Here is a 24113-nt window from a genome sequence, read left to right on the forward strand (position 1 = left end):
CGACCGAGCGGGAATATCGGTCCGATCAGTCCGGACGCCGAAACCGCTGCACGACCCGACCGAACGCGCCCCGAGCCGGGGTGCCCGCGCTGACCGGCTGACGGTCGGCGTCCGGCTCCGGCGCGGATTCGGTGGCGTCGACGACATCAGCCGCCGGCTCAGCGGTCTCCGTCTCGGTCGGATCAGGCTCGGTGATATCGGGCTCGGGGTCCGCCGAATCAGCAGTGTCGGTACCCGGATCAGCTGCACCCGCCGCATCTGCGTCCACAGCGGCTTCGTCGCCGGCGGCGTCGGCTTCGACCACCGCTTCGGTGTCGGCGACGTCCAGATCCGCCGTCTCGGTATCCACTTCTGCCGCAGGCGGATCCGAGTCGGTCACGATCTCGAACTGCACCTCCTCGATGTCGCCGGCCAAGTCACCATCGGCCGAATCACCATCGGCGGAGTCGCTGTCGTCGAACTCGGCACCGTCGTCGAACCTGACACCGTCGTCGAACTCGGCACCGTGCTGCTCCGGACCGGCAACCTCCTGCAGGTCGATCGGGCCGCTGGTCGTCCGGCCGGCTGCCGCCATCGCAGCGCTCACCGCGGCAGCCGTACCGGCCGTCGCGGCGACGCGACCGGGACGGGCGAGATCGTCGTCCCGGTCCGCATCCGACTCACCGGCATGGGCACCCGCGGCCCGCATCGCCGCGCTCACTGCTGCCGCAGCGCCCGCCGTCGGCGCGACCTCGGCCGGCGGCTCCTGCGTCCCGTTGGCGATTACCGTTGCCAGCCGCTGCCGAATCAGTTCCCACGGCCAGGGCCGAGCGGAATCCGGGCGCAGCTCTTCCGGCTCCTCTCGCCCTTTCGTCGCGAGGGCGAAGTAGATCATGGCCAGCGCGAACACGATCGCGGCGGTGAAGGTGTTGATCCGGATTCCGGCGATGTGCGTCGCGTAGTCATCACGGAGCAACTCGACCACGAACCGGCCGACGCAGTAGAGCGCAACGTACAGGGCGAACAACCGACCGTGGCCGATCTGCCCGCGCCGATCGATCAGCACCAGGATCACGACGACGAGCAGATTCCACAGCATCTCGTACAGAAAGGTGGGCTGCACCACCTTGTCGACCACGCCGGTCGAGACACCGTTCAGGTTGTCCGGGACTCCCGCCGAGTTGATCCGCTCGTAGATCGACAGACCCCAGGGCAGATCGGTCTCGCGGCCGTACAGCTCCTGGTTGAAATAGTTGCCGAGCCGACCGATCGCCTGTGCCAGCAGAATCGGTGGTGCAACCGCATCCGCGAACGCCGGCAAGGGAATCCGCATTCGGCGGCAGCCGATCCAAGCGCCGAGCCCGCCGAAGAACACCGCTCCCCAGATCCCCAGACCACCCTGCCAGATCTTCAACGCACCGGCCGGGTCACCGCCGTCGCCGAAGTAGGTGGACCAGTCGGTGAGTACGTGGTAGATCCGGCCACCGATCAGGCCGAACGGCACCGCCCACATCGCCACGTCGAGCACCGTGCCCGACTGTCCGCCCCGGGCGACCCACCGCCGGTCACCCCAGACGATGGCAACGACGATGCCGACGATGATGAAGAACGCGTAGGCGCGAAGTGGGAAGGGACCGAGCTCCCACACTCCGCGGGGCGGACTGGGAAACGCGGCGAGGAGGCGCTCGTCTGCGAAAGTCACGACGACACGGTAGCCGAGCCGGTCAGGGCGACACGCGGGCGGAGCGGACTCCGGCAGCAAGTTCGATCGTGAGGTCGGCAACCGCGGGCAATCCGTCGGCGAGCGCGGTCACGAACGCGGAGCCGACGATCACGCCGTCGGCGTATGCGGCGATCTGCGCAGCCTGCGCCCCGGACCGGACGCCGAGGCCGACACCGACCGGAATATCGGAATGCTCCCGTACCCGGGCCACCAGTTCCGGAGCCGCGTCGGACACCGCATCCCGAGCGCCGGTGACGCCCATGGTCGACGCCGCGTAGACGAAACCCCGGCTCGCTGCCGTGGTCATCGCCAAGCGCTGTTCGGTGGACGACGGCGCCACCAGGAAAACCCGATCCAGATCGTGCAGGTTCGCGGCAGCCAGCCACTCGTCCGCCTCGTCCGGGATCAGGTTCGGCGTGATCAGACCGAGCCCGCCGGCCGCCGCGAGATCCCGGGCGAACGCATCGACGCCGTAGCGGAGCACCGGATTCCAATAGCTCATCACCACCGGTCGGCCGCCGGCCGCGGCGACCGCCTCGACCACGCCGAACAGGTCGTGCACCCGCACCCCCGCGCGCAGCGCCTGCTCGGCGGCGGCTTGGATCGTCGGGCCGTCCATCACCGGATCGGAATAGGCAAGGCCGATCTCGACGATGTCGGCGCCGGAGTCGACCATCGCCAGGAGCCCGTCGATCGAGCCGGACACGGTGGGATAACCGGCGGGGAGATAGCCGATCAGGGCGGCGCGGCGTTCGGTCCGGCAGGCGTCGAAAACCGGTCCCAGACGACTCACCCGGCACCGCCGATGTCGTCGGCGTAGAGGCCGAACCACCGCGCCGCAGTGTCCATGTCCTTGTCGCCACGGCCGGAAAGGTTCACCAGGATGATCGCCTCCGGACCCGATGTGCGGCCCAGCTGCAATGCACCGGCGACGGCATGCGCCGACTCGATCGCCGGGATGATGCCCTCGGTCCGACTCAACAGCAACAGCGCGTCCATCGCGTCGGAATCGGTGATCGGCAGGTACTCCGCCCGGCCGGTGTCCTTCAACAACGCATGCTCCGGCCCTACCCCGGGATAGTCCAGGCCGGCCGAGATCGAGTGCGACTCGACCGTCTGGCCGTCCTCGTCCTGAAGCAGATAGGAGTAGGCGCCCTGGAAAGCCCCCGGCGACCCACCGGTGAACGTCGCCGCGTGCCGACCGGTCTCGACGCCGTCGCCGGCCGCTTCGTAGCCGATCAACTGCACCCCCGGGTCGTCCAGGAAGGCGTGGAAGATGCCGATGGCATTCGAGCCACCGCCGACACAGGCCACCACCGCATCCGGCAGTCGTCCGGCAGCGGCGAGCACCTGCGCTCGTGCCTCCAGCCCGACGACGCGCTGGAAGTCGCGGACCATCGCCGGGAACGGGTGCGGCCCGGCAGCGGTACCGAAGCAGTAGTAGGTGTCGTCGGCGTTGCTCACCCAGTCGCGCAATGCCTCGTTGATCGCGTCTTTCAATGTGCGGGAGCCGGTGTCGACCGGCACCACCCGCGCACCGAGCAGCCGCATCCGGGCGACGTTCAGCGCTTGTCGTTCGGTGTCGATCGCACCCATGTAGATCACGCAGTCGATCCCGAGCAAGGCACACGCGGTCGCGGTGGCAACCCCGTGCTGACCGGCGCCGGTCTCGGCGATCACGCGGGTCTTGCCCATCCGCCGCGCCAGCAGTGCCTGCCCGAGCACATTGTTTATCTTGTGGGAGCCGGTGTGGTTCAGGTCCTCCCGCTTGAGCAGAATCCGGGCCCCGCCGGCATGCTCGGCCAGCCGGGTGCACTCGAAAACCGGCGACGGCCGACCGGTGTAGTCGCGCTGCAGCCGGTCCAGCTCGGCGAGAAAGCCGTCATCGAGTCGCGCCTTCGCATATTCGGCGGTGACCTCCTCGATCACCGCCATCAACGCCTCCGGCACATGCCGGCCGCCGTACCGGCCGAAGTGACCGCCCGAGTCGGGCTCGTGAGCGGACCGCTCGGCGACGCCGGCGCTCGCTGCCGGAAGCTGCGGAATCGACACCGGCGTCAGCGCGCCGGCCGCGGGCAGGACGGGTGCGTGCCGGCGGCCACCAGGTCGGCGACTGCACGCCCCGGGTTACCGCTGGTCACCAGGCTTTCCCCGACCAGAACCGCATCGGCGCCGGCGCCGGCGTACGCATGGAGGTCGGCGGTACTCCGCACACCGGATTCGGCAATCTTGATGATGTCGGTGGGTAACCCGGGGGCGATCCGGCCGAAGACTCCGCGATCCACTTCGAGCGTCGCCAGGTTGCGGGCATTCACCCCGATGACCGTCGCACCGGCAGCCAATGCGCGATCGGCTTCCTCCTCGGTGTGCACCTCGACCAGCGCGGTCATCCCGAGCGACTCGGTCCGATCGAGCAGCGACGCAAGCACCGGCTGCGCCAGCGCGGCGACGATCAGCAACACCAGGTCGGCGCCGTGCGCCCGTGCCTCGTGGATCTGGTACGGCCCGACGATGAAGTCCTTACGCAGAACCGGCACGCCGACCGCCTTGCGCACCGCGTCCAGATCGTCGAGCGAGCCACCGAACCGGCGCTCTTCGGTGAGCACGCTGACAATTCGCGCGCCACTCTCCTCGTAGGCTCGGGCCAGCTCTGCGGGATCCGGGATGTCGGCCAGCGCCCCCTTGGACGGGCTGGACCGCTTGACCTCGGCGATCACCCCGACGCCCTCCGGTTCCCGGAGCGCAGCGACGGCGTCCAACGGCGGCGGCGCCGCGGCCGCATCCTTCTTCACCGCGCCCAGATCGCGCACGGCGGTACGTGCAGCGACGTCGGCACGGACCCCGTCGAGAATCGAGTCGAGGACGCTCATCGGGCCCGAATCCTTTCTGGGTCACTGACCATCCGGCGGAACCGCGGGGTGCGAATCAAGAGTAGTGGGCGGTGTGGGGTCATGATCGGTCGGGTCGGTCCCCGCATCGAGCGCGTCCCAGAGCACCCGTTCCGGTGGTGCCGACTCGCCGGCGCGGCGTACCGCATCGTCTCGGCGTGGTCCCGGCGCGGCGTACCGGGCCGACAAGCCGCCGGCCGCAGCCGGCCGACGGAGCAGAGCGAGTCCGGCAAGCACCATGCAACCGGCGGCCAGACAGGTGACCACCGCGGGCCAGGTGTGGGTGGTGGCCGCGGTGACCTGTGCGCGGGCCGGCAGTTCGGCGAGCCGTCCGGCGCGATCGGCAACGGCCGCGGTCCCGGCCAACAGCGCAACCGCCGGAACCGCCACGGCGAGACCGGCGAGCGTCAGCACTACCCCGAAAACCCGAACGAGTGCGCCGCGGATCGCGAAGAGCGCCGCAATCGCCGCCAGCAACACCAGAGCTGCCGGCGTCAGCAGGCCGAACCAGGTTTCCCCGGAGAGCCGGTGAGCCTGCGGTGCGCCGAGTCCGTCCGCGCTGGTCAGATCCACCCAGGTGGCGCGGGACGCAACCCACAGGCCGGCGGCCGCGAGGGCCATGAGACCGATCGCGAACAGCGGCTGCGCCCGTCGCGGGCGAACCTCGGTGTCGCCGGTCACGCCGAGTCCCGGGCGAACGGCTGCCCGGCCTCGAACGGCTGCAGCGTGCGGGCCGCCGCGATGGCGGCGAGCACCACGAGCGCCTTGTTCAGGGTCTCGGTGTCTTCGTACTCGGGCACCGAGTCGGCGACCACGCCGGCGCCGGCCTGGACGTAGGCGGTACCCCGGCGGAGCAGGGCGGTCCGGATCGCGATCGCGGTATCGGCGTCGCCGGCGAAATCCAGATAGCCGATGATGCCGCCGTACAGTCCGCGTCGGGTCGGTTCCAGCTCGTCGATCAGCTCCATCGCCCGCACCTTCGGCGCACCGGACAGCGTGCCCGCCGGGAAACAGGCCTGCACCGCATCCAGGGCGACCCGGCCCGGCGCCAACCGGCCGGAGACGGTGGACACCAGGTGCATGACGTGGCTGTAGCGCTCCACCTCGCGATACTGATTCACCTTGACCGAGCCCGGCACGCACACCCGGCCCAGGTCGTTGCGGCCGAGATCGACCAGCATCAGATGCTCGGCATTCTCCTTCTCGTCCGCGAGCAGGTCCTTGGCCAGCAGGATGTCGTCCTCCTCGGTCACCCCGCGCCACCGGGTCCCGGCGATCGGGTGCGTGGTCGCGGTCCCGTCCACCACGCCGACCAGTGCCTCCGGGCTGGAACCGACGATCGAGAAGGCGGTCCCGCCGGCCTCGTCCGGCACATGCATCAGGTACATGTACGGGCTCGGATTGGTCGCGCGCAACATCCGATAGAGGTCGATCGGTTCCCCCGCGTAGTCCATCTCGAACCGTTGCGACAGCACGACCTGGAACGCTTCGCCGGCCTCGATCTCACCGACCAGACGCCGCACGTCCGCGTGGAACTCGGGGCTGCTGCGCTGCCTGCGATAGTCCGGCTCGGGCCGCTCGAACGTCGCCACCGTCGACGCCGCCGGGGCGGCCAACGCCGCGGTCATCCGGTCCAGCCGGGCCAGCGCATCGTCGTACGCCTCGTCGACCAAGGTGGGCGCACCGTCCCAGTTCACCGCATTGGCGATCAGGGTGATCGCCCCCTCGTGATGATCGAATGCGGCCAGATCGACAGCCAACAGCATCACCATCTCGGGCACGGCGAGGTCGTCCAGCGCGTGGTCGGGCAATCGCTCGATCCGGCGCGCCACGTCGTAGCCCCAGTAGCCGACCATCCCGCCCGTCAGCGGGGGCAGCCCGGGCAGGCGTTCGGTTGCCAACAGCCGCAAGGTGCGTCGCAACGCGTCCAACGGATCGCCGCCGGCGGGGACATCGGCCGGTGTCACCCCCAGCCAGGCTGCCTCCCCGTCGACCACGGTCAATGCCGCCGGGCTACCGGCGCCGACGAACGACCACCGCGACCACGAGCGGCCGTTCTCCGCCGACTCGAACAGGAAGGTGCCGGGCCGGTCCGCGGCCAACTTTCGGTAGGTGGACAGTGGCGTCTCCGAATCCGCAAGCACCTTCCGGGTCACCGGCACCACCCGATGGCTCGCGGCGAGCTGTCGGAACTGTTCCCGGGTGATGGTCGTATCGGCGGTCGGGGCGGGCATAGGCGTCATCATCGCAGAGCGGCCGACCTACACTGACGACATGAAGGCAGGTCAGCAGGCGCCCCAGTTCACCCTCCCCGACCAGACCGGCACCGATCGGTCGTTGGACGAGTTGCTGGCCGCCGGACCGGTGGTGCTGTTCTTCTACCCGGGTGCGAACACGCCGACCTGCACCGCCGAGGCCTGCCACTTCCGGGATCTGGCCGGCGAATTCGCCGCCGTCGGCGCCAGCCGGGTCGGGATCAGCACCGACGATGTCGAGACCCAGGCCGGATTTGCCGGCAAGCAAGGCTTCGACTACCCACTACTGTCCGATTCCGACGGAACGGTCGCGAGCGCGTTCGGCGTGAAGCGGGGATTGCTCGGCAAGCTTGCCCCGGTGAAGCGGCAAACCTTCGTGATCGACACCGACCGGACCGTGCTGGCGGTGATCACCGGCGAGCTACGCGCGAACACGCACGCCGACGACGCGCTGACGTTCTTGCGGAATCGGTGATACCGGGCACCGTCGGACGTCGTCGCTGTGACATAGGCTGGCACTATGAGTTCGCAGGCTAGCCCGGCCACCGCACCCGACAAAAGCGTGCCGAAGTGGCTGATTCGAGTAATCGCCGTCGTTCTCGGCATCGTCGTGTTGGTGATCGCCTACTTCATCCTGGCGGCGTTCGTCCCGCGCTGGTGGGCGCAGCGGATCGGCAGTCTGGCCGATCAAAGCATCGCCCGGGGCATCACCTGGGGATTGTTCTTCGGATTCGTCTGTACGTTCGTGCCGCTACTGCTGCTGCTGTTCGGCGCGCTGCGAATGCGCCGGCGGGGCGGGAGGTACCTGGCGCCGATGGCCGCGATCCTGGCGCTGATCGTGGCGGCACCGAACCTGATGACGCTGACCATCGTCTGGGGCACCGGGGGCGGGGCACATGCGGGCGAGCGCATCCTCGATGTCGACGGTCCCGGTTTCCGCGGCGCGACCCTGACCGGCGCCGTCGTCGCGCTGCTGGTGTTCCTGCTGACCGGCTACTTCGTCGCCCGCTACCGTAAGCGCGGCAAGGATCTCCGCCGCGCGCGCAACCGCGAAGGGATCGATTCCGCGGTGGACGCCATGGAGCGCAGCGAACGCAACGAACACAACAACAAGCGGTAGCTCCCGGACCGGAACCGCTGCCCTGTGACGACGATCTCCCGCGCACCGGCCGGGTGCACGGGAGATCTCGGGTAACAGTTCGTGCTCAGCCGGGCAGCTTGGCCGCGAGCACGTCGACCTGCTCGATTGTCGGCGGCTCGGCCAGCAGCTCCGGCGCCTTGGCCATCAGCGCTGCTGCGATCTGGCCTTGCAGGTGAGCCGTCCGTCCTGCCTCATCGGGGAAGGCGTCGAAGATGCCGAACTCGACCGGACCGAGCCGCAGCGCGAACCAGGCCGTCGTGGCCGGCTCCTGCTCGGCCAGCGGTAGGCCGAGCTGGAGGAACTCGGCGAGGTCGCCCTCCCTACCCGGCTTGGCGACCAGACGAACCAGTAGACCCGTGCGGACCATGACGTCACCCCTACTTCCTGCAGTAATTTGTGATCATCTCTGCGCCGCATCTCATTTCGAAGCGGACAAGCAGGTCCAGGCTACCACGACGCGCGCGTCGGACGATCTCGATCGACGCTCGTCGTCCGATCCGACCGCTCACCAACGCGTGCGGGGCACATCGAACTCGGCGCACAGCGCCCGCCACACCGCGCGCGGGTCCACCCCGGCCGCCAACGCCTGAGCGCCGGTGCGACCCGCCAACGTCGGGACCACATGGTCACGCAGCAACGCATCACCCCGCACGGCGCCGAACTCGCCATGCAACAACTCGTAGAATTCGGTCCGCCGCACCGAATCACGGTAACCGATCGTCGTCCGCGGCCGACCCGGCAGGATGGCGGCATGCGATGGTTGCGGACCGCCACGGCGAACCCGTCTGCGTCACTCTTCGCGGTGCAGCTGCTCGGCATCGCGGTCTACCCGGCGATGGACGACTCCCGGTTCGGCCGGGCAGCGTTCAACCTCTTCGGCGTGGTCGTCGTCCTGCTGGCGCTGTGGTCGGTGCAACACTCCCCCGGCCTGACCTGGGTCGCGGTGCTGCTCGCGCCACCGGCCGGGCTGCTGCTGCTGGTGCAGAGCGTGACCGACGAACCCCGACTGCTGCTCTGGTCGAGCCTGTTCGAGGCGACGCTCTACTTCTACGCCGCCGGCTGCATGATTTACTACATGCTCGCCGACCACGTGATCACCGCCGACGAGCTGTGGGCCATCGGCGCCACGTTCACCCTGGTGGCCTGGGCTTTCGCGCACACCTACGTGGTGGTTCAGGGGCTGGTGCCCCACAGTTTCACCGCCGCCGTCGAACCGGACCAGCAACGTAGCTGGGTCGAGCTGCTGTTTCTGTCGGTCACGACGCTGACCTCCACCGGCTTGTCCGATATCGTGCCGATCACTCCCGCCGCGCGGGCCGTGGTGATGTTCGAGCAGATCGCCGGACTCGGCTACGTGGGAATGCTGGTCTCCCGCATGGTCGGACTGACTATCCGGGAACGCGGGTAGCCGCGTGGCATACCGCCACCGGATCGGCGACCGTCGCCACCCCCCGGGCGGCCCGCTCGGCAGCGGCGGCGAAACTCGGCTCGGCAATCACCTGCAACACCGCAGCACGTAACCGATCCGGCTCCGGCGGGCGCACGAGCAACGCGCTGCCCTGACGCTGCGCGCGATTCGCGAGCTCCCACTGATCGCCGCCGCCGGGCACCGCGACCACCGGAGTTCCGGCCAGCAGCGCTTTGCTGAGCAGGCCGTGCCCGGCCCCACAGATCACCGCCGCGGCCTCGGGGAGCAGCTCGTCCTGCCGGCCCAATCCAGCGACCACCCCGGGTGGTAGTTCAGCCGGCGGGTCGATCATCGAGACGACCACTCGGACGTCGGTGCGGGCCAGACCGCGCAGCGCGGCATCCAGCATTCCGGCCGCGCCGGTGTGCGCGGTGGACGGCGCGATCATCACCAGCGGTCCGTCTCCCGGCGGCCGGGGCAGCCGGGCAGCGGTCGGCTCCCAATGCAACGGGCCGACGACGTGTGCGGTGTCCGGCCAATCCGGCCGCGATACCTCCAGCGCCGGCAGGGTGGCGATCAGTTCGGCGGCCGGTCCGGGATCGACCGCCGGCAAACCGACGCCGACCCGGGCCGCCGAACGTTGCGCTCGGCCCCGCCGGATCGCCGGCTTGGTCAGCGCCCGCAACAGCCGGTCCCGGGCGTGGCCCCGGACGCCGCGCCCGACGGCCAGCCCGCTGCCGATCGGTGGTAGCCCGATCGACGGTGCGTAAAGCGGGTGCGGCGACAACTGCACCCAAGCCACCCCGAGCCGCTCGGCCGCGAGCCCGCCACCGGCGGTAAGCACATCCGAAACCACCAGGTCCGGCGCCACCGCGGCCAGATCCGGCAGCAATTCGGTACTGATATAGGCAGCGCGCTCGTGCAGCCGCCGACCGGCGTCGGCATCGTCGTCGAACGAGCGTGGCGCCAGCCCGCGCAACAGCCGCGCATCCAGGCCCGCGTCGGCAGCGGGCTGGAGCCAACGCCGACCGGTGAAGAGCACCGGGTCGTCGCCCGCCGCCCGAAGGCGGGTGCAGAGCGCGATCGCCGGAAAGGCGTGACCCGGATCGGGGCCGGCAACCACGGCAACACGCATTCCGGCGAGGCTACCGGGCACGTGCCGCCGGCCGGTCGAAAAACGCACTACTGCTGGGCGGCCTGGCCTTTGTCCAGTTGCGGCGCGGCCGCCGGAGCCGCAGCGTCGGTCCCCCCCGCCGGCAGCTGCTCGCCCTTCATCGATGCCCGGATCTGTTCCAGGCGGCTGTGCCCGGCCATCTGAATCGAGGCCTGCTGGACCTCCATCATCCGACCACTCACCGAGTTCTGGGCCAGCTCGGCCGCGCCCAGCGCGTCGGCGTAGCGGCGCTCGATCTTGTCCCGGACCGCATCCAAGCTCGGTGTGCTGCCCGGCGCGGACAGCGTGCTGTCCATCGACCGCAACGACGCGCTGACCTGCTCCTGCATCTTCGCCTGCTCCAGCTGGCTGAGCAGTTTGGTCCGCTCGGCCACCTTCTGCTGCAGCATCATCGCGTTCTGCTCGACCGCCTTCTTGGCCTGGGTCGCCGCCTGCAACGCCTGATCATGCAGCACCTTGAGGTCTTCGACCCCTTGTTCGGCGGTAACCAGCTGCGCGGCGAACGCCTCCGCCGCGTTGGTGTACTGGATTGCCTTCTCCGAGTCACCGGCTGCAGCGGCCTGATCGGCGAGGGTGACCGCCTGGCGGGCGTTGGCATTGAGCTTCTCGACCTCGTCGAGCTGACGGCTCAACTTCATCTCCAGCTGACGCTGGTTGCCGATCACCGATGCGGCCTGCTGGGACAATGCCTGATGCTGACGCTGCGCATCCTCGATGGCCTGCTGGATCTGCACCTTCGGATCGGCATGCTCGTCGATCTTCGAATCGAAGAGCGCCATGAGGTACTTCCATGCTCTGACGAACGGATTAGCCATCGGTTTGGTCCCGCCTCCATCTCGTGCGACGCGTCACGCACGTCCCGGCGCACGACCTTCGTGCACCGCACCCGGTTCACTCCATGCCTTGCCCATTGCTGTGCCCTGGCCTACCCCGAATCTAACCCGTCCGGCGCGCCGCCACAGCGGAGCGTGGCGGACTGCTCGGTCAGGCCGCGCAGAGTTGTGGCGTATCGGCGGTCAACGACTCGCTGACCTCGGTCAGCATCGACGCCAGAGGCAACTCGAGCGCACCACAGATGGCGGCCAACAGTTCACTGGAGGCTTCCTTGCGGCCCCGCTCCACCTCGGAGAGATAGCCCAGGCTGACCCCGGCCGCGCCCGCGACCTCGCGTAGGGTCCGCCGTTGCGACATCCGTGACCGGCGCAGACTTTCACCGATCGCCTCGCGTAACAGCAGGGTCATTCGTGCCTCCTCGTCCGCGAACACGCCGTCCACGGTGTCGACCGCTCGATGTTCGACTGCCGATTCAACGCATTCCCCCGGGCGGAAGGTTCCCGACCCGGTCGCGCAGCGCCGCGATCGCCGCGGTGACAGCGCCGAGCCGGATCGTCCACCGATCCCCGGACAACGCCAACTGCCGGACCTCGACTCCATCCGGCCCGGCCACGCCGAGATACACCAAGCCGGGCGGACGGCCGTCCTGGGCCGCCGGACCGGCTACGCCGGTGAGCGCTACCCCCCAGTCGGCGCCGCAGGTGCGACGTGCGCCGGTGGCCAACTGCGCGGCAGTCGGCCCGGCCACCGGCCCGGATTCGACGAGTACCGCGGCGTCCACCCCGGCCAAGCTGTGTTTGAGGTCGGTCGCATAGACGACGACACCGCCGCGCAGTACGGCGCTGGCCCCGGGAACCCCGGCGATGGTTGCCGACAACAAACCGGCGGTCAACGACTCGGCAGTGGCCACCGTCGCCGAGACCGCACTCAGCGCCGCAACCAGTTCCGCGGCACCGGTCGCCGCGACCAGCGGATCGGTCGTCCCGGACCGGCTCACCGGGACTGCGGTGCCACCGGCAGCGGGGCCATCCGCAGCCGCGCCGCCTGGACCACGTAGTCGAGCCCGGTGACCACGGTGAGCCCGACCGCGACCCCCATCGCGGCCGCCGCGAACTGGTGCGATACACCGGACAGCGGCAACACGTAGAGCCCGACCGCGACCGTCTGCACCAAGGTCTTGAGCTTGCCGCCCCGACCGGCCGGGATCACCCCGTGCCGCAGCACCGCGAACCGGAGCAGCGTGACGCCGACCTCGCGGATCACGATCACCACCGTCACCCACCAGCTCAGATCACCGAGCACGGACAGCCCGATCAACGCGGCACCGATCAAGGCCTTGTCGGCGATCGGATCGGCCAACTTGCCGAAGTCGGTCACCAAGCCGTAGCGGCGGGCCAGCTGCCCATCCACCCGATCGGTCACCGCGGCCAGCGCGAACAACGCCCCGGCGACGATCCGCCAGCCGGGATCGTGCCCGTCGCCGACGAACAATGCGGCCAGGAAGATCGGCACCACGACGATCCGGGCGATGGTGAGAATGTTCGCGATATTCAACAGCGGAACTCCGGGCACCGGACCGCCGGCGGAGCGGGCGGCGAGCCGCTCGTCCCGATCGGTACTCATCAGGTTCTCCCGCCCGGCCGCGCATCCCGAGAACGCCCGGGTGTACCCGGACGGCGTCGAAGCGGGATGGACGGCACACGACCAGGGTATCGGTAGGGTCACGACTATTCTGCACCCATGACCACCACGTCCCCGGCGGCCGAGACCGACGATTCGAATCGGCCGGCCGGCCACGATGTCCTGGTCCGCCGAGCGCGTACCTCCGACGTGCCGACGATCAAGCGGTTGGTCGACATCTACGCCGGCCGGATCCTGCTGGAGAAGAACCTGGTCACGTTGTACGAGGCGGTGCAGGAATTCTGGGTGGCCGAGCAGGCGGGCACCGTCGTCGGTTGCGGCGCATTGCACGTGTTGTGGGCCGATCTCGGCGAAGTACGCACAGTAGCGGTGGACCCGGTGGTGAAGGGCAGCGGCGTCGGCCATCGGATCGTCAGCCGGCTGCTCGACGTGGCCCGGGACTTGCATCTGGAGCGAGTGTTCGTGCTCACCTTCGAGGTGGACTTCTTCACCCGGTTGGGCTTCGCCGAGATCGACGGCACCCCGGTGACGGCCGAGGTGTACGCCGAGATGTGCCGCTCCTACGACACCGGTGTCGCCGAGTTCCTGGATCTCAGCTATGTGAAGCCGAACATTCTCGGCAATACCCGGATGCTGCTGACCCTCGATCCCGCCGCCGGGTGAACCCGCACCCGACTACCCTGGCCGAGTGCCGTTCTTCGCCGTCCACTACCGCTACGCCGACTCCACCGTCGCCGGCCGAGACGAACATCGGCCCACGCACCGCTCGTGGCTGGCCGGGTTGGCCGACGTCGGCGTGGTCCGCATGTCCGGCCCGTACGCCGACGGGTCCGGCGCGCTGATCCTCGTCGATGCCACCGACGCCGATGCCGTGCGGCGGACGCTCGCCGACGACCCGTTCGCGAAAGCCGACCTGATCGAGGCCGTCGCCGTGCAGGAGTGGGTACCGGTCGTCGGTCCGTTCACCACCTGAACGATCAGCGATCCGTATCCACCCGGGTGCGCGCCAGGCTGGCCACCGTGGTGATGACCAGCACCCCGATGATCACCGTGAGCGACACTCCGGTGGAGATCTCCGGCACCACGACGTGCTCGCCGCCGTTGACGAACGGCAGCGTGTTTTCGTGTAGTGCGTGCAATACCAGTTTGACCCCGATGAAGGCCAAGATGATCGCGAGTCCGTAGGACAGGTAGACCAGCCGGTCGAGCAGCCCACCGATCAGGAAGAACAGCTGCCGCAGACCCATCAGGGCGAACGCGTTCGCGGTGAACACCAGGTAAGGCTCGCTGGTCAGGCCGTAGATCGCCGGGATCGAATCGAGCGCGAAGAGCAGGTCGGCGAATCCGATCGCCAGCAGCGCCAGCAGCAAGGGGGTGACCACCCGCCGGCCGTCCACCCGGGCGAGCAGCCGGTCCCCGTGGTATTCCTCGGTCGTGGGCAGAAATCGCTTCGCCAGGGCGACCACTCGGGAATCGCGGCGTTGCTCGTGTTCGACCTCGTGCCCACTCTCCCGGAGCAGCTTGGCCGCGGTGTAGATCAGGAACGCGCCGAACAGGTAGAACACCCAGCTGAACTCGGCGATAGCGGCGGCACCGACCGCGATGAACACGCCACGCATCGCCAGTGCCAGCACGATGCCGATCAGCAGCACCTTCTGCTGATACATCCGGGGCACCGCGAAGGTCGCCATGATGATCACGAAGACGAACAGGTTGTCCACCGAGAGCGCCTTCTCGGTGACGAACCCGGCGTAATACTCGCCGGCGTACCGACCACCCCACTGCCACGCGACGAATCCGCCGAAAGCGAGTGCGAGTCCGATATAGACACTGGACCAGATCGCCGATTCGCGGAACGTCGGCTCGTGCGGGGTTCGAACGTGGCTGTAGAAATCGAAGACGAACAGTCCGACGATCGCCACCACGGTGACCAGCCAGACGAGCATGCCGACCTGCATGGAACTACCGTACCTTTTCTTTGCTGATTCTTTACGATACGGCGCTTTCTTTACGATACGGCGCTGCGGCGGGCCTTCGCCACGTACATCTCCGCGTCGACCGCGCGGATGACGGTCTCGCGGTCGGTGCCGATCGCGGCGCACACCCCGCCGACACTGGCGCTCAGGGTGAGCCGGTGCGACTCGAACCACACCGGCTCGGTCAGCGCGGCGTCGACCCGCCGCCGGAAGTCGGCCGTATCGACATATCCCGGACACCAGACGAGGAACTCGTCGCCGCCGACCCGGACCACCAGGTCCTGGTCCCGGACCAGGCCGGCGAGCCGGCGGCCCACCGTGCGAAGCACGGCGTCGCCGACGTGATGGCCCAGCGTGTCGTTGACCGCCTTGAATCCATCCAGATCGATGTAGAACACGCTGGCATCGGCGGTGACGACCTCGGGGACCTGTGCGAGCAGGGCGCGGCGGTTGGGCAACGCGGTGAGCTCGTCGCGCAGCGCGTAGTGCTCGAGGTCGAGCGCGGCGCGGCGCAGGTCGAGCAGCCGCATCACCTGGTCGGCGAGGTCGATGAGCGCCTGCCGCTGCACGCAGCTCAGGTCGGCCGGGCGGTCGCCGTAGATCCGGATGGTGCCGATCGGCAGGCCCTCGGCGGTGTTGATCGGTGCGGCCGCGAACATCCGGATCGGCGGATCGATCATCCGCATCACCGGCTTGTCCCGGAACCGGTCGTCGACCTGCGCGTCCCGGGTGAACACCAGCCCACCCTCGAGGATCGCCATCGCGCACAGCGAGAGCTCACGCGGAGCATGCAGCGCCGGCGCGCCGTAGGACGCAGCCGTGTAGTGCCGGTCGCGATCGATCATGTTGACCGACCCGAACGGCACCGCGGCGACCGCGGCGGCAATGCGAGCGGCCGCGTACAGCTCCGGCATCGGGCCCTCGTCGACGATCTGCAGGGCGTGCAATGCAGCCAATCGATCGATCTCCTGTGGGTGCACTCCCGGCTGCATGGGCAACTCCCGTGTTTGTCGTCACAACGGAAAGCATTTCCCCGCATTCGGCGGATTACCGCGACAGGCTACCGGTAGTCGGCCGCAGCAGCAGCCGCTCGTACCCGTCGCGGCCGGATCGTTACGCCGGTGGATCCGCGACCGTCACTCGTTCCCGGGCTGGTCGGACTCCTCGTCCCCACCGCCGCGGATCGACCACAGCAATCCCGCCAGCTCGTCCGGCTTGACCAGCACGTCGCGAGCCTTCGATCCTTCGGACGGGCCGACCACACCTCGGGTCTCCATCAGGTCCATCAGCCGGCCCGCCTTGGCGAAACCCACCCGCAACTTGCGTTGGAGCATCGAGGTGGAGCCGAATTGCGACGACACCACCAACTCCACCGCCTGCAGGAACACGTCGAGGTCGTCGCCGATATCCGGGTCGACCTCCTTCTTCTCGGCGGCCTTGGCAGCGGTGACCCCCTCGGTGTACTCGGGCTCGGCCTGATTCTTGGCGAAGTCGACGACCGCAGCGATCTCTTCGTCGCTGATGAACGCGCCCTGCATACGAACCGGTCTGGAGGCGCCCATCGGCAGGAAGAGCCCGTCGCCCATGCCGATCAGTTTCTCCGCGCCGGGCTGGTCGAGGATCACCCGTGAATCGGTGAGCGACGAGGTGGCGAACGCCAACCGGGACGGCACGTTGGTCTTGATCAAGCCGGTCACCACATCCACCGACGGGCGCTGGGTGGCCAGCACCAGGTGGATACCGGCCGCACGGGCCTTCTGCGTGATCCGCACGATCGCGTCCTCGACGTCGCGCGGCGCGGTCATCATCAGGTCGGCCAGCTCATCCACGATCGCGAGAACGTAGGGATAGGGCCGATAGACCCGCTCACTGCCCAGCGGCGCCGTGATCTCACCGAAGCGCACCTTCTTGTTGAAGTCGTCGATGTGGCGCACCCGGTTGGCCTGCATGTCCTGGTAACGCTGCTCCATCTCCTCGACCAGCCAGGCGAGCGCCGCAGCGGCCTTCTTCGGCTGGGTGATGATCGGCGTGATCAGGTGCGGGATGCCCTCGTACGGGGTGAGCTCGACCATCTTGGGGTCGATCAGGATCATCCGCACCTCGTCCGGAGTCGCCCGCTGCAGCAACGACACCAGCATCGAGTTCACGAAGCTCGACTTTCCGGAGCCGGTCGACCCGGCCACCAGCAGGTGCGGCATCTTCGCCAGGTTCGCCTTCACGAAATGGCCCTCGATGTCCTTGCCCAGACCGATCACCAGCGGGTGGTGATCGTTGCGGGTGGACGACGCCTTGAGCACGTCGGCCAGCCGAACCATCTCCCGATCACTGTTGGGCACCTCGATGCCGACCGCCGACTTGCCCGGGATCGGCGCCAACAACCGGACGTTGTCGGTGGCGACGGCGTAGGCGATGTTGCGAGCCAACGCGGTGATCTTCTCGACTTTGACCCCGGGGCCGAGCTCCACCTCGTAGCGGGTGACCGTCGGGCCCCGGACGAACCCGGTGACCGCCGCGTCGATCTTGAATTCGGCGAGCACCTGGGTGATCGCCTCGATCATCGATTCGTTCGCCGCACTGCGTTTCTTGGGCGGATCGCCGTCGATCAGCAGCGACATCGGCGGCAAGGCATAGTCGCCGTCCACCACCCGGTCGGCCACGAAGTCGGCCTTCGGCTCCGCGGCGGGCGGTTCCGGTTGCGGCGCCGGTCGTTGCCGGCGGCGCGGCTTCGTCGGCGTCGGCTCGGGCGCCGGTTCGGCCTCGGGATCGAAGTCGGCTGCCGCGGCAATCGTCTTCGCGTCGCGGAGCGGCGGTGCGAGCGCCTCGGTGGGGGGATCGGGCTCGGCGAACGCGGTGAACCCGGCGGGACGGTCGCGGTCGTCGGCGTGCTCGTCGTCGGGGTATCCATCGTCGAGATATCCGTCGGAATACCCGTAGCGCAGCTCGCGCAGCCGGTCCGGAATGCCGCGGACTGTCGTTCCGGTCAGCAACAGGACGCCGAACAGCCCCGCGATCAGCAGTAACGGTACCGACAGCCACGCCGTGAGACCGTCGGTGAGCGGGCCGCCGGCCACATAGCCGGCGAACCCCGCGGCATGCGCTCGCTCGTCGGCCGGCACCGGCGAACCGGAGACGATATGCCACAGGCCGAGGACCGATACGCCGAGCAGGATCCCGCCGAGAACCAACCGCGGCCGGATGTCCGGGCGCGGTTGGGTGCGCATCAAACCGATGCCGATACCGATCGCGACCACCGGTAACAACGCCGAGGCGCTACCGGCGACTGCCCGGATGCCGGTCTCCACCCAATCACCGACCGGTCCCCCGGCCGACAGCCATACGGCCACCGCGATCACCAGGCCGGTAGCGATCAGGGCCAGTCCGATCCCGTCCCGGCGATGCTCGTGCTCGATGTCCTGAGCCCGGGAGACCGTTCGGGTGGTCGCTCCGACCACCCCGGCCACGAGATTCCAGCCAGCTCCGATCCCGTGACCGATCTGCCGGCCGATCATCGGGAACGGATTGTCCTGGGTGCGCCGCGTCCGACGGGCCGGCGCGCGCCGGGCCGTGGTCCGGGTACTTCTCGAACCGGTTCGGGAATTCGACCGGGTGCCGCGCGCAGCGCGGGATCCGGCCGATCCCGCCGTCGTCGATCGCCGACCGGTACGGGCCGAACTGCTGGTGGTGCGAGCCCGGGTGCGGGACGCGGTCGAGCTACCGGACTTGCCTGCCATGCCGCCAGCCTAGTCGCTACTGCCTCAGCGAACCCTCACGCAACACACGTACCCCGCAACCGCGGCCGACGGCGCGGTGCCGACTCAGACCGACCGGTCGAGTTCGGTCACCGATCGGATCGCGTACTGGGCGCCGGCGAACTCGAGCCGAACCTGCGCCCGACCGAACGCGTGGAGCAGCAGCTCGGACGGCGCCCCGATCAAGACTGCCTCGGGACCCGGCGCCTGACGAACGGTCATCCGGACGCCGGTCCTGCTGTTGGCCAGCACGACCGTCACCGGCGCCCGGCGATACGTCTTCCGGGCCACCCGGCCGAGGGCGCCCCACAACGCGGCCTCGTCCTGATCCGGGAGCACCCGCGGCTGCCACTCGGCGCGGGCCCGGCGCACGTCCTCGTGGTGCACGAACATTTCGGGCCCGTTCACCTGCGCGTCGATCAGATACATCGGGGACCAGACCGGCGGGCCGGTACCGATCAGCTCCAGCAGCTCCTCGAACGGGCGCTGCGCCTCCCGTTGCCGGACCCGCTCGGTGTAGGACGCCAGTGCCGACAAAAGAATCCCCGGCGCAGCATCCGGCCGGCGCTCGCGGATGACTACGTGTGCAGCCAGATCCCGTACGGTCCAGCCGGCACACAGCGTCGGTGCGTCCGCCCCGGCCGCAGCCATCGTCGCCACCATCGCCAGGCGTTCACGTTGCGCGTAACTCATGGACTCAACCGTAGTCATTCACCCGGGCGCGTTCCGCCGCGCCTGCCGGATTTTCCGGTCCGGGTTACACCCCGAGCACGGTGGGCACGATCATCGGGCGCCGGCGGTACTTCTCCGATACCCAGCGACCGACCACCCGGCGCACGGCTTGCGCGATGCGATGGGTGTCGGTCACTCCCTCGGCGTACAGCCGGGCCAGCTCGGCGTCGACCAGCTTCGCCGCCTCGGCCAGCGCGTCCGGATCATCGGAGAATCCACGGCCGTTCACCTCCGGCGGACTCACCGCCCGACCGGTGGAACTGTCGATCGCGACGGTGATCGCGATGAACCCGCCCTCGCCGAGCACCAGCCGATCGGACAGGGTCGAGTCCCCGACGTCGCCGACCGACAACCCGTCGACGTAGACGTGCCCGACCGGCACCCGCCCCACGATCTGCGTTACCCCGTCCACGAGGTCGACGACGACCCCGTCCTCGGCCAGCATCACCCGGTCGGGCGGCACACCGGTGGCGATCGCCAGCGCCGCATTGGCCCGCAGGTGCCGCCATTCGCCGTGCACCGGCATCGCGTTCGCCGGGCGCACCGCGTTGTACAAGAACAACAACTCGCCGGCCGACGCGTGCCCGGACACATGCACCTTCGCGTTCTGCTGGGTGATCACGGTCGCACCTCGTCGAGCCAACCCGTTGACCACGGTGAACACCGAATTCTCGTTGCCCGGAATGAGCGAGGAAGCCAGCACCACCAGGTCGTCGGCCCGAATGTGGATCTGCGAGTGCTCGCCACGAGCCATCCGGGCCAGCGCGGACAACGGCTCGCCCTGCGAACCGGTCGAGATCAGCACCAGTTTGTCGTCCGGCAACGACATCGCGGTGTCGATGTCGACACTCAGCCCGTCCGGCACCCGTAGGTAGCCGAGATCTTGGGCGATGCCCATGTTGCGCACCATGCTGCGCCCCACGAAACAGACCCGGCGGCCGTACCGCTGCGCGACGTCGACCACCTGCTGAATCCGATGCACATGGCTCGCGAAGGACGCGACGATCACCCGCTGTCGCGCCTTGCCGATCACGGTGTCCAACACGGCACCGATCTCCCGCTCCGGGGTGACGAAGCCGGGCACCTCGGCGTTCGTCGAGTCCACCAGGAACAGGTCTACCCCCTCGTCGCCGAGCCGGGAGAAGCCGGCCAGATCGGTCAACCGGCCGTCCAGGGGCAGCTGGTCCAGCTTGATGTCCCCGGTGTGCAGGGCCAGACCGGCCGACGTGCGGATCGCGACCGCGAGCGCATCCGGAATCGAGTGGTTGACCGCGAAGTACTCGCACTCGAACGGACCGTGGTTGGTCCGCTCCCCCTCGACCACCTCGATCAGCTTGGGCTGCTGGCGATGCTCCCGACTCTTCGCCGCCACCAGCGCGAGGGTGAATTTGGAGCCGATCACCGGGATGTCCGGACGCAGCCGAAGCAGGAACGGCAGCGCACCGATGTGGTCTTCGTGGCCGTGGGTGAGCACCACCGCCTCGACGTCGTCCATCCGATCCTCGATGTACCGAAAATCGGGCAGGATCAGGTCCACCCCGGGTTGCTGATCTTCCGGGAACAGCACCCCGCAGTCCACGATCAACAACCGCCCGCGATGCTCGAACACCGTCATGTTGCGACCGATCTCACCGATCCCCCCGAGTGCGACCACCCGCAGCGCATGACGCGACAACGCCGGCGGGGTACCGAGTCGGTCCTCCGGCGACACGCTGCGGGCATCGGGACGCTGCTGTGCCGCGGCGTTCTGGCCGGCCGGCCGGGCGGCTCGGGGCGGGCCGGCGGTGCGGGTCGCACTCCGCCGCCGGCGGCCGGGACCGGTCACGCGAGCACCCCCGCGGCGGTGAGCAGTGCGGCCAACGCGTCGATCTCGGCGCTGGTCGGGTCTATCTGCGGGAGTCTCGGAATCCCGACATCGATACCCTGCAACCGCAACGCCGCCTTCATCGCAGCGACTCCGCCGAGCATGGCCATCGCATGGGTCAAGGGAATCAGGCTGGTATTGATCTCCCGTGCCCGGACGACATCACCGGCCAGATAGGCGTCCCGCAGCTCGCGCAGCCGGCCCGGCGCCAGGTGCCCGATCACCGAGATGAAGCCGACCGCGCCGACCGACAGCCAGGGCAGGTTCAACGCGTCGTCGCCGGAGTAGAAGGCCAGGCCGGTCCGCGCGATCAGCTCCGCGCCCGCGTTGAGATCGCCTTTGGCGTCCTTCACCGCGACAATCCGCGGGTGCTCGGCGAGCCGCAGGATGGTATCGGTCTCGATCGGCACCACCGAGCGTGGCGGAATGTCGTAGAGCGTGACCGGCAGGTCGGTGGCGTCGGCGATCGCGGTGAAGTGCGATAACAGGCCGCGCTGGGTGGGTCGCGAGTAGTACGGCGTCACGACCAGCAGTCCGTCGGCACCCGCCTCGGCCGCCTCGCGGGCCGAATCGATGCTCTCCGCGGTGTCATAGCTGCCGGCCCCGGCAACGATCGTGGCGCGGTCGCCGACCGCCGCCACCACCGCGCGCAACAACTCGGCCTTCTCCGCCGCCGACGTGGTCGGGGATTCCCCGGTCGTACCGGCGAGGATGAGCAGGTCGGCACCCCCCTCGACCAGGTGTCCGGCCAGCCGCACACCAGCGTCGACGTCGAGCTTGCCTTCGGCCGAAAAGGGGGTCACCATCGCGACCCCGATCGATCCACCGGGCGGGGCCGCCCCTACACCAGATACCGCGACGGACATGGCCAGAAGGCTACCTGGTCGGTGACCGGCAACCGCATCCCGTCGAGACCGGACAGTCGGCGAATGACGTCAGATCGAGGTGGCGCGAGGTCGTCGACGACGTCACAATGATGTCATGGAAACGACGTCATGGATCTGACCCCCTATACCCGCCGACTGCACACCGATCTGCAGGCTGCTGCGGCACTCGGCGACGAACACACCCAGGCCACCGCGGCGGCGCTCGGTACCGCGGCCGAGAACTCGGCCCGGTTGATGCTGCTGTCGGCACTCGCCGAGTTCGCCGCGGAGGTGTCCGCAGCGCTGGCCGGACCGGAAGTCCACGTCCGGCTGGCCGGCACCGACGTGGTGGTCGACGTCCGGTCGGGCGACACGGTTATGCCCGACCCGGAACCTGTGCCCGACCCGGACCAGAACTCGGAGCCGGACCCGAACCCGAAAGCAGCCACCGACCAGCCACCCAGCTTCGAGGAACTGACCGGAGACATCAGCCGGGTGACCCTGCGCCTGGTCGAGCAGCTCAAAGCCCGCGCCGAGGAGGCCGCCGCGCAGAACGGACAGTCGCTGAACAGCTGGGTCTCCCAGGCCGTGCAGGGGGCGCTCGCCGACCACCGGCGACGGTACGGCTACGGCCCCTGGCAACGCTGAGCTCGCCGACCCCGGGAATCACCCCCCGGCTCGGCTCAGCAGTCCGGCCAGATCACCCCGCTCACCGACGACAACCGTGTCCAGCTCGAGCCAGTCGGCCAGCTCCCGAAGTGCGAGCGCCAGCCGGTCGGCGGTGGTCCGATCCGCCCGACCGGGTTCGGCGAACGCGCCGGGCACCGACAGCCGACCGGCGGCCCGTTCGGCCCGGAGGTCGACCCGGGCCACCAGCTGGTCGTCGGCCAGGAAGGCGAAAACGTAGTAGCCGTAGCGCCGTTTGTGCGCCGGAGTGTAGATCTCGATCCGATAGTGGAAGTCGAACATCCGCTCGGTGCGCGCCCGATCGAAGATCAACGGATCGAACGGACAGAGCAGAGCGTGCCCCTCGATTCGGCGCAGGGTGCGTGCTCCGACCGCGCGGTATGCCGGGTCCGGCCAGCCGTCGACCGTGACCGGTTCCAGCTCGCCGGCGTCCACCAGATCGGCGATCGCCGGGGCGGTCTGCGCGCGCCGCAACCGGTAGTAGTCGCGCAGGTCCGGCTCGGTGGCGACGCCGAGCGCCCGCGCCGCGTGACCGACCAGCGCCCGCACCGCATCTGCCTCGCCGACCGGGCGCGATCGCACCGCCGCCGGCAGCACTCGTTCGGTCAGCTCGTAGTGTCGGGTGAAACCGACCCGCCGAGCTACCGACAGCTCGCCGACGGCGAACAACTGCTCGCAGACGACCTTGGTATCGCTGTGTCCCCACCACGGCCCTTTCCGGCCGGAATCGGCGAGCTCCAGTTCTCGCTCGATCTCCCCGGCCGAGCATGGTCCGCGCTCGACGATCACGTCCAGCACGTCTCGGGCGAGGGTCGGGCGCCGGTCCTGCACGCCGCGGGCATGGCCCCACCGGCCGTCGGCGTACCCGGCCATCCGCCAGCCGAACAACGGCCAATCCGCGATCGGGATCACCGCCGCCTCGTGCGCCCAGTACTCCACCGCGCGCCGGGGTCGCCGAGCACTGTCGCGCCAGACCAGTTCGTCCAGCAACGACCGGTCGTAGCGGCCGAGCCGGGCGAACACGGGCGCGTAGTGGGCGCGGACCACCGCCGAGACCGAATCCAGCTGCACCACTCGCAGCCGGTCCAGCACCCGGTTCACCGCGCGCCGGGTCACCGCGCCGGCCGGCTCACCGAAGCCCTGCGCCGCCAACACCGTCCGCCGCGCCGCCGCGGCCGAAAGGTTCGCCATGCCGG

General features: G+C 69.1%; 25 protein-coding genes and 1 pseudogene. 6 read left to right on the forward strand and 20 right to left on the reverse strand.

Features of this window, described 5'->3' with window-relative positions:
* Positions 1 to 25: 25 nt before the first annotated feature.
* Genes lgt through KV203_RS11510 form a run of 6 tightly spaced genes read right to left on the reverse strand, consistent with a single transcriptional unit; the run spans position 26 to position 6824 of the window.
* Entirely contained in the window at positions 26 to 1681 is a 1656-nt protein-coding gene (gene lgt, locus KV203_RS11485; protein ID WP_083530085.1) for a prolipoprotein diacylglyceryl transferase, read from the reverse strand.
* A 22-nt stretch (positions 1682 to 1703) separates the two neighbouring features.
* Positions 1704 to 2495 (reverse strand): tryptophan synthase subunit alpha, encoded by a 792-nt coding sequence (trpA, locus tag KV203_RS11490; protein WP_083530074.1) that lies wholly within the window; start codon positions 2493 to 2495, stop codon positions 1704 to 1706.
* Positions 2492 to 3748: a tryptophan synthase subunit beta gene (gene trpB / locus KV203_RS11495; RefSeq protein WP_373279227.1), complete on the reverse strand. Its 1257-nt coding sequence runs from the start codon at positions 3746 to 3748 to the stop codon at positions 2492 to 2494. Before trpB ends, trpA begins: the two co-directional genes overlap by 4 nt.
* A gap of 11 nt (positions 3749 to 3759) precedes the next feature.
* Entirely contained in the window at positions 3760 to 4572 is an 813-nt protein-coding gene (gene trpC, locus KV203_RS11500) for an indole-3-glycerol phosphate synthase TrpC (RefSeq protein ID WP_066470761.1), read from the reverse strand.
* 21 nt (positions 4573 to 4593) lie between these two features.
* The gene (locus tag KV203_RS11505) at positions 4594 to 5271 is read right to left on the reverse strand and encodes a TIGR02234 family membrane protein (RefSeq protein ID WP_066470764.1); all 678 of its coding nucleotides are present in this window, start codon (positions 5269 to 5271) and stop codon (positions 4594 to 4596) included.
* Entirely contained in the window at positions 5268 to 6824 is a 1557-nt protein-coding gene (locus tag KV203_RS11510) for an anthranilate synthase component I (protein WP_066470765.1), read from the reverse strand. The genes KV203_RS11505 and KV203_RS11510 overlap by 4 nt, the downstream gene beginning before the upstream one ends.
* Positions 6825 to 6864: 40 nt before the next feature.
* Here KV203_RS11510 and KV203_RS11515 point away from each other — a divergent pair, with 40 nt between their 5' ends.
* A complete protein-coding gene (locus KV203_RS11515; RefSeq protein ID WP_066470766.1) occupies positions 6865 to 7320 on the forward strand; it encodes a peroxiredoxin in 456 nt (151 codons plus the stop codon).
* Between the two features lie 45 nt (positions 7321 to 7365).
* Positions 7366 to 7965, forward strand: coding sequence for a permease (locus tag KV203_RS11520; protein WP_174522052.1), 600 nt, complete (start codon positions 7366 to 7368; stop codon positions 7963 to 7965).
* Between the two features lie 85 nt (positions 7966 to 8050).
* Here the strand turns inward: KV203_RS11520 and KV203_RS11525 are convergent, their stop codons facing one another.
* Positions 8051 to 8353: a putative quinol monooxygenase gene (locus KV203_RS11525; protein WP_066470767.1), complete on the reverse strand. Its 303-nt coding sequence runs from the start codon at positions 8351 to 8353 to the stop codon at positions 8051 to 8053.
* A 138-nt stretch (positions 8354 to 8491) separates the two neighbouring features.
* Positions 8492 to 8686 carry a DUF3046 domain-containing protein gene (locus KV203_RS11530; RefSeq protein ID WP_066470772.1) on the reverse strand — a complete coding sequence of 65 codons (195 nt, stop codon included), beginning with the start codon at positions 8684 to 8686 and terminating at the stop codon, positions 8492 to 8494.
* 51 nt (positions 8687 to 8737) lie between these two features.
* Here KV203_RS11530 and KV203_RS11535 point away from each other — a divergent pair, with 51 nt between their 5' ends.
* Positions 8738 to 9394 (forward strand): potassium channel family protein, encoded by a 657-nt coding sequence (locus KV203_RS11535; RefSeq protein WP_066470774.1) that lies wholly within the window; start codon positions 8738 to 8740, stop codon positions 9392 to 9394.
* On the opposite strand, the gene KV203_RS11540 is transcribed toward KV203_RS11535, so the two are convergent.
* From KV203_RS11540 to pgsA, 5 genes and pseudogenes are all read right to left on the reverse strand, one after another.
* Complete coding sequence (locus KV203_RS11540) at positions 9375 to 10529, reverse strand: glycosyltransferase (protein ID WP_066470776.1); 1155 nt, start codon at positions 10527 to 10529, stop codon at positions 9375 to 9377. The genes KV203_RS11535 and KV203_RS11540 overlap by 20 nt on opposite strands.
* Positions 10530 to 10576: 47 nt before the next feature.
* On the reverse strand, positions 10577 to 11383 hold the full coding sequence (locus KV203_RS11545; RefSeq protein WP_066470778.1) for a PspA/IM30 family protein: 807 nt from the start codon (positions 11381 to 11383) through the stop codon (positions 10577 to 10579).
* 199 nt (positions 11384 to 11582) lie between these two features.
* A pseudogene (locus KV203_RS11550) lies at positions 11583 to 11810 on the reverse strand (helix-turn-helix domain-containing protein); the annotation flags it as partial.
* A gap of 64 nt (positions 11811 to 11874) precedes the next feature.
* On the reverse strand, positions 11875 to 12399 hold the full coding sequence (locus tag KV203_RS11555) for a CinA family protein (protein ID WP_066470783.1): 525 nt from the start codon (positions 12397 to 12399) through the stop codon (positions 11875 to 11877).
* Entirely contained in the window at positions 12396 to 13025 is a 630-nt protein-coding gene (gene pgsA / locus KV203_RS11560; RefSeq protein WP_066470784.1) for a CDP-diacylglycerol--glycerol-3-phosphate 3-phosphatidyltransferase, read from the reverse strand. Before pgsA ends, KV203_RS11555 begins: the two co-directional genes overlap by 4 nt.
* Positions 13026 to 13142: 117 nt before the next feature.
* Between pgsA and KV203_RS11565 the strand changes: the two genes are divergently transcribed.
* The gene (locus KV203_RS11565; protein WP_066470785.1) at positions 13143 to 13706 is read left to right on the forward strand and encodes an amino-acid N-acetyltransferase; all 564 of its coding nucleotides are present in this window, start codon (positions 13143 to 13145) and stop codon (positions 13704 to 13706) included.
* A gap of 25 nt (positions 13707 to 13731) precedes the next feature.
* Positions 13732 to 14016, forward strand: coding sequence for a YciI family protein (locus KV203_RS11570; protein WP_066470786.1), 285 nt, complete (start codon positions 13732 to 13734; stop codon positions 14014 to 14016).
* A 4-nt stretch (positions 14017 to 14020) separates the two neighbouring features.
* Here KV203_RS11570 and KV203_RS11575 read toward each other — a convergent pair whose 3' ends face one another.
* The 6 genes from KV203_RS11575 to dapA form a co-directional block, all read right to left on the reverse strand.
* Positions 14021 to 15001 (reverse strand): TerC family protein, encoded by a 981-nt coding sequence (locus KV203_RS11575; protein ID WP_066470787.1) that lies wholly within the window; start codon positions 14999 to 15001, stop codon positions 14021 to 14023.
* Between the two features lie 50 nt (positions 15002 to 15051).
* Positions 15052 to 16011 (reverse strand): sensor domain-containing diguanylate cyclase, encoded by a 960-nt coding sequence (locus tag KV203_RS11580; RefSeq protein ID WP_066470789.1) that lies wholly within the window; start codon positions 16009 to 16011, stop codon positions 15052 to 15054.
* Positions 16012 to 16155: 144 nt separating this feature from the next.
* A complete protein-coding gene (locus tag KV203_RS11585) occupies positions 16156 to 18750 on the reverse strand; it encodes an FtsK/SpoIIIE family DNA translocase (protein ID WP_083530076.1) in 2595 nt (864 codons plus the stop codon).
* Between the two features lie 84 nt (positions 18751 to 18834).
* On the reverse strand, positions 18835 to 19461 hold the full coding sequence (locus KV203_RS11590) for a TIGR03085 family metal-binding protein (protein ID WP_066470795.1): 627 nt from the start codon (positions 19459 to 19461) through the stop codon (positions 18835 to 18837).
* A gap of 64 nt (positions 19462 to 19525) precedes the next feature.
* On the reverse strand, positions 19526 to 21325 hold the full coding sequence (locus tag KV203_RS11595; protein WP_066470796.1) for a ribonuclease J: 1800 nt from the start codon (positions 21323 to 21325) through the stop codon (positions 19526 to 19528).
* Complete coding sequence (gene dapA, locus KV203_RS11600) at positions 21322 to 22230, reverse strand: 4-hydroxy-tetrahydrodipicolinate synthase (RefSeq protein ID WP_066470797.1); 909 nt, start codon at positions 22228 to 22230, stop codon at positions 21322 to 21324. The genes KV203_RS11595 and dapA overlap by 4 nt, the downstream gene beginning before the upstream one ends.
* A 129-nt stretch (positions 22231 to 22359) precedes the next feature.
* Here dapA and KV203_RS11605 point away from each other — a divergent pair, with 129 nt between their 5' ends.
* Positions 22360 to 22878, forward strand: coding sequence for a toxin-antitoxin system HicB family antitoxin (locus KV203_RS11605; protein WP_066470798.1), 519 nt, complete (start codon positions 22360 to 22362; stop codon positions 22876 to 22878).
* An 18-nt stretch (positions 22879 to 22896) separates the two neighbouring features.
* Here the strand turns inward: KV203_RS11605 and KV203_RS11610 are convergent, their stop codons facing one another.
* The gene (locus KV203_RS11610) at positions 22897 to 24108 is read right to left on the reverse strand and encodes a winged helix-turn-helix domain-containing protein (RefSeq protein ID WP_066470800.1); all 1212 of its coding nucleotides are present in this window, start codon (positions 24106 to 24108) and stop codon (positions 22897 to 22899) included.
* Positions 24109 to 24113 lie beyond the last annotated feature (5 nt).

It is taken from the genome of Skermania piniformis, assembly GCF_019285775.1.
GTDB classification, from domain to species: domain Bacteria; phylum Actinomycetota; class Actinomycetes; order Mycobacteriales; family Mycobacteriaceae; genus Skermania; species Skermania pinensis.

Excerpts from the sequence above, each read along its gene's own strand:
- KV203_RS11535 (WP_066470774.1), top strand. The coding sequence starts at position 8,738 with ATGCGATGGTTGCGGACCGCCACGGCGAACCCGTCTGCGTCACTCTTC.
- KV203_RS11515 (WP_066470766.1), top strand. The coding sequence starts at position 6,865 with ATGAAGGCAGGTCAGCAGGCGCCCCAGTTCACCCTCCCCGACCAGACC.
- trpC (WP_066470761.1), bottom strand. The coding sequence starts at position 4,572 with ATGAGCGTCCTCGACTCGATTCTCGACGGGGTCCGTGCCGACGTCGCT.
- KV203_RS11590 (WP_066470795.1), bottom strand. The coding sequence starts at position 19,461 with ATGAGTTACGCGCAACGTGAACGCCTGGCGATGGTGGCGACGATGGCT.
- KV203_RS11610 (WP_066470800.1), bottom strand. The coding sequence starts at position 24,108 with ATGGCGAACCTTTCGGCCGCGGCGGCGCGGCGGACGGTGTTGGCGGCG.
- KV203_RS11510 (WP_066470765.1), bottom strand. The coding sequence starts at position 6,824 with ATGCCCGCCCCGACCGCCGATACGACCATCACCCGGGAACAGTTCCGA.
- KV203_RS11580 (WP_066470789.1), bottom strand. The coding sequence starts at position 16,011 with ATGCAGCCGGGAGTGCACCCACAGGAGATCGATCGATTGGCTGCATTG.
- KV203_RS11525 (WP_066470767.1), bottom strand. The coding sequence starts at position 8,353 with ATGGTCCGCACGGGTCTACTGGTTCGTCTGGTCGCCAAGCCGGGTAGG.
- pgsA (WP_066470784.1), bottom strand. The coding sequence starts at position 13,025 with ATGAGTACCGATCGGGACGAGCGGCTCGCCGCCCGCTCCGCCGGCGGT.
- KV203_RS11520 (WP_174522052.1), top strand. The coding sequence starts at position 7,366 with ATGAGTTCGCAGGCTAGCCCGGCCACCGCACCCGACAAAAGCGTGCCG.
- KV203_RS11575 (WP_066470787.1), bottom strand. The coding sequence starts at position 15,001 with ATGCAGGTCGGCATGCTCGTCTGGCTGGTCACCGTGGTGGCGATCGTC.
- KV203_RS11565 (WP_066470785.1), top strand. The coding sequence starts at position 13,143 with ATGACCACCACGTCCCCGGCGGCCGAGACCGACGATTCGAATCGGCCG.
- KV203_RS11540 (WP_066470776.1), bottom strand. The coding sequence starts at position 10,529 with ATGCGTGTTGCCGTGGTTGCCGGCCCCGATCCGGGTCACGCCTTTCCG.
- KV203_RS11585 (WP_083530076.1), bottom strand. The coding sequence starts at position 18,750 with ATGGCAGGCAAGTCCGGTAGCTCGACCGCGTCCCGCACCCGGGCTCGC.
- KV203_RS11605 (WP_066470798.1), top strand. The coding sequence starts at position 22,360 with ATGGATCTGACCCCCTATACCCGCCGACTGCACACCGATCTGCAGGCT.
- KV203_RS11545 (WP_066470778.1), bottom strand. The coding sequence starts at position 11,383 with ATGGCTAATCCGTTCGTCAGAGCATGGAAGTACCTCATGGCGCTCTTC.
- dapA (WP_066470797.1), bottom strand. The coding sequence starts at position 22,230 with ATGTCCGTCGCGGTATCTGGTGTAGGGGCGGCCCCGCCCGGTGGATCG.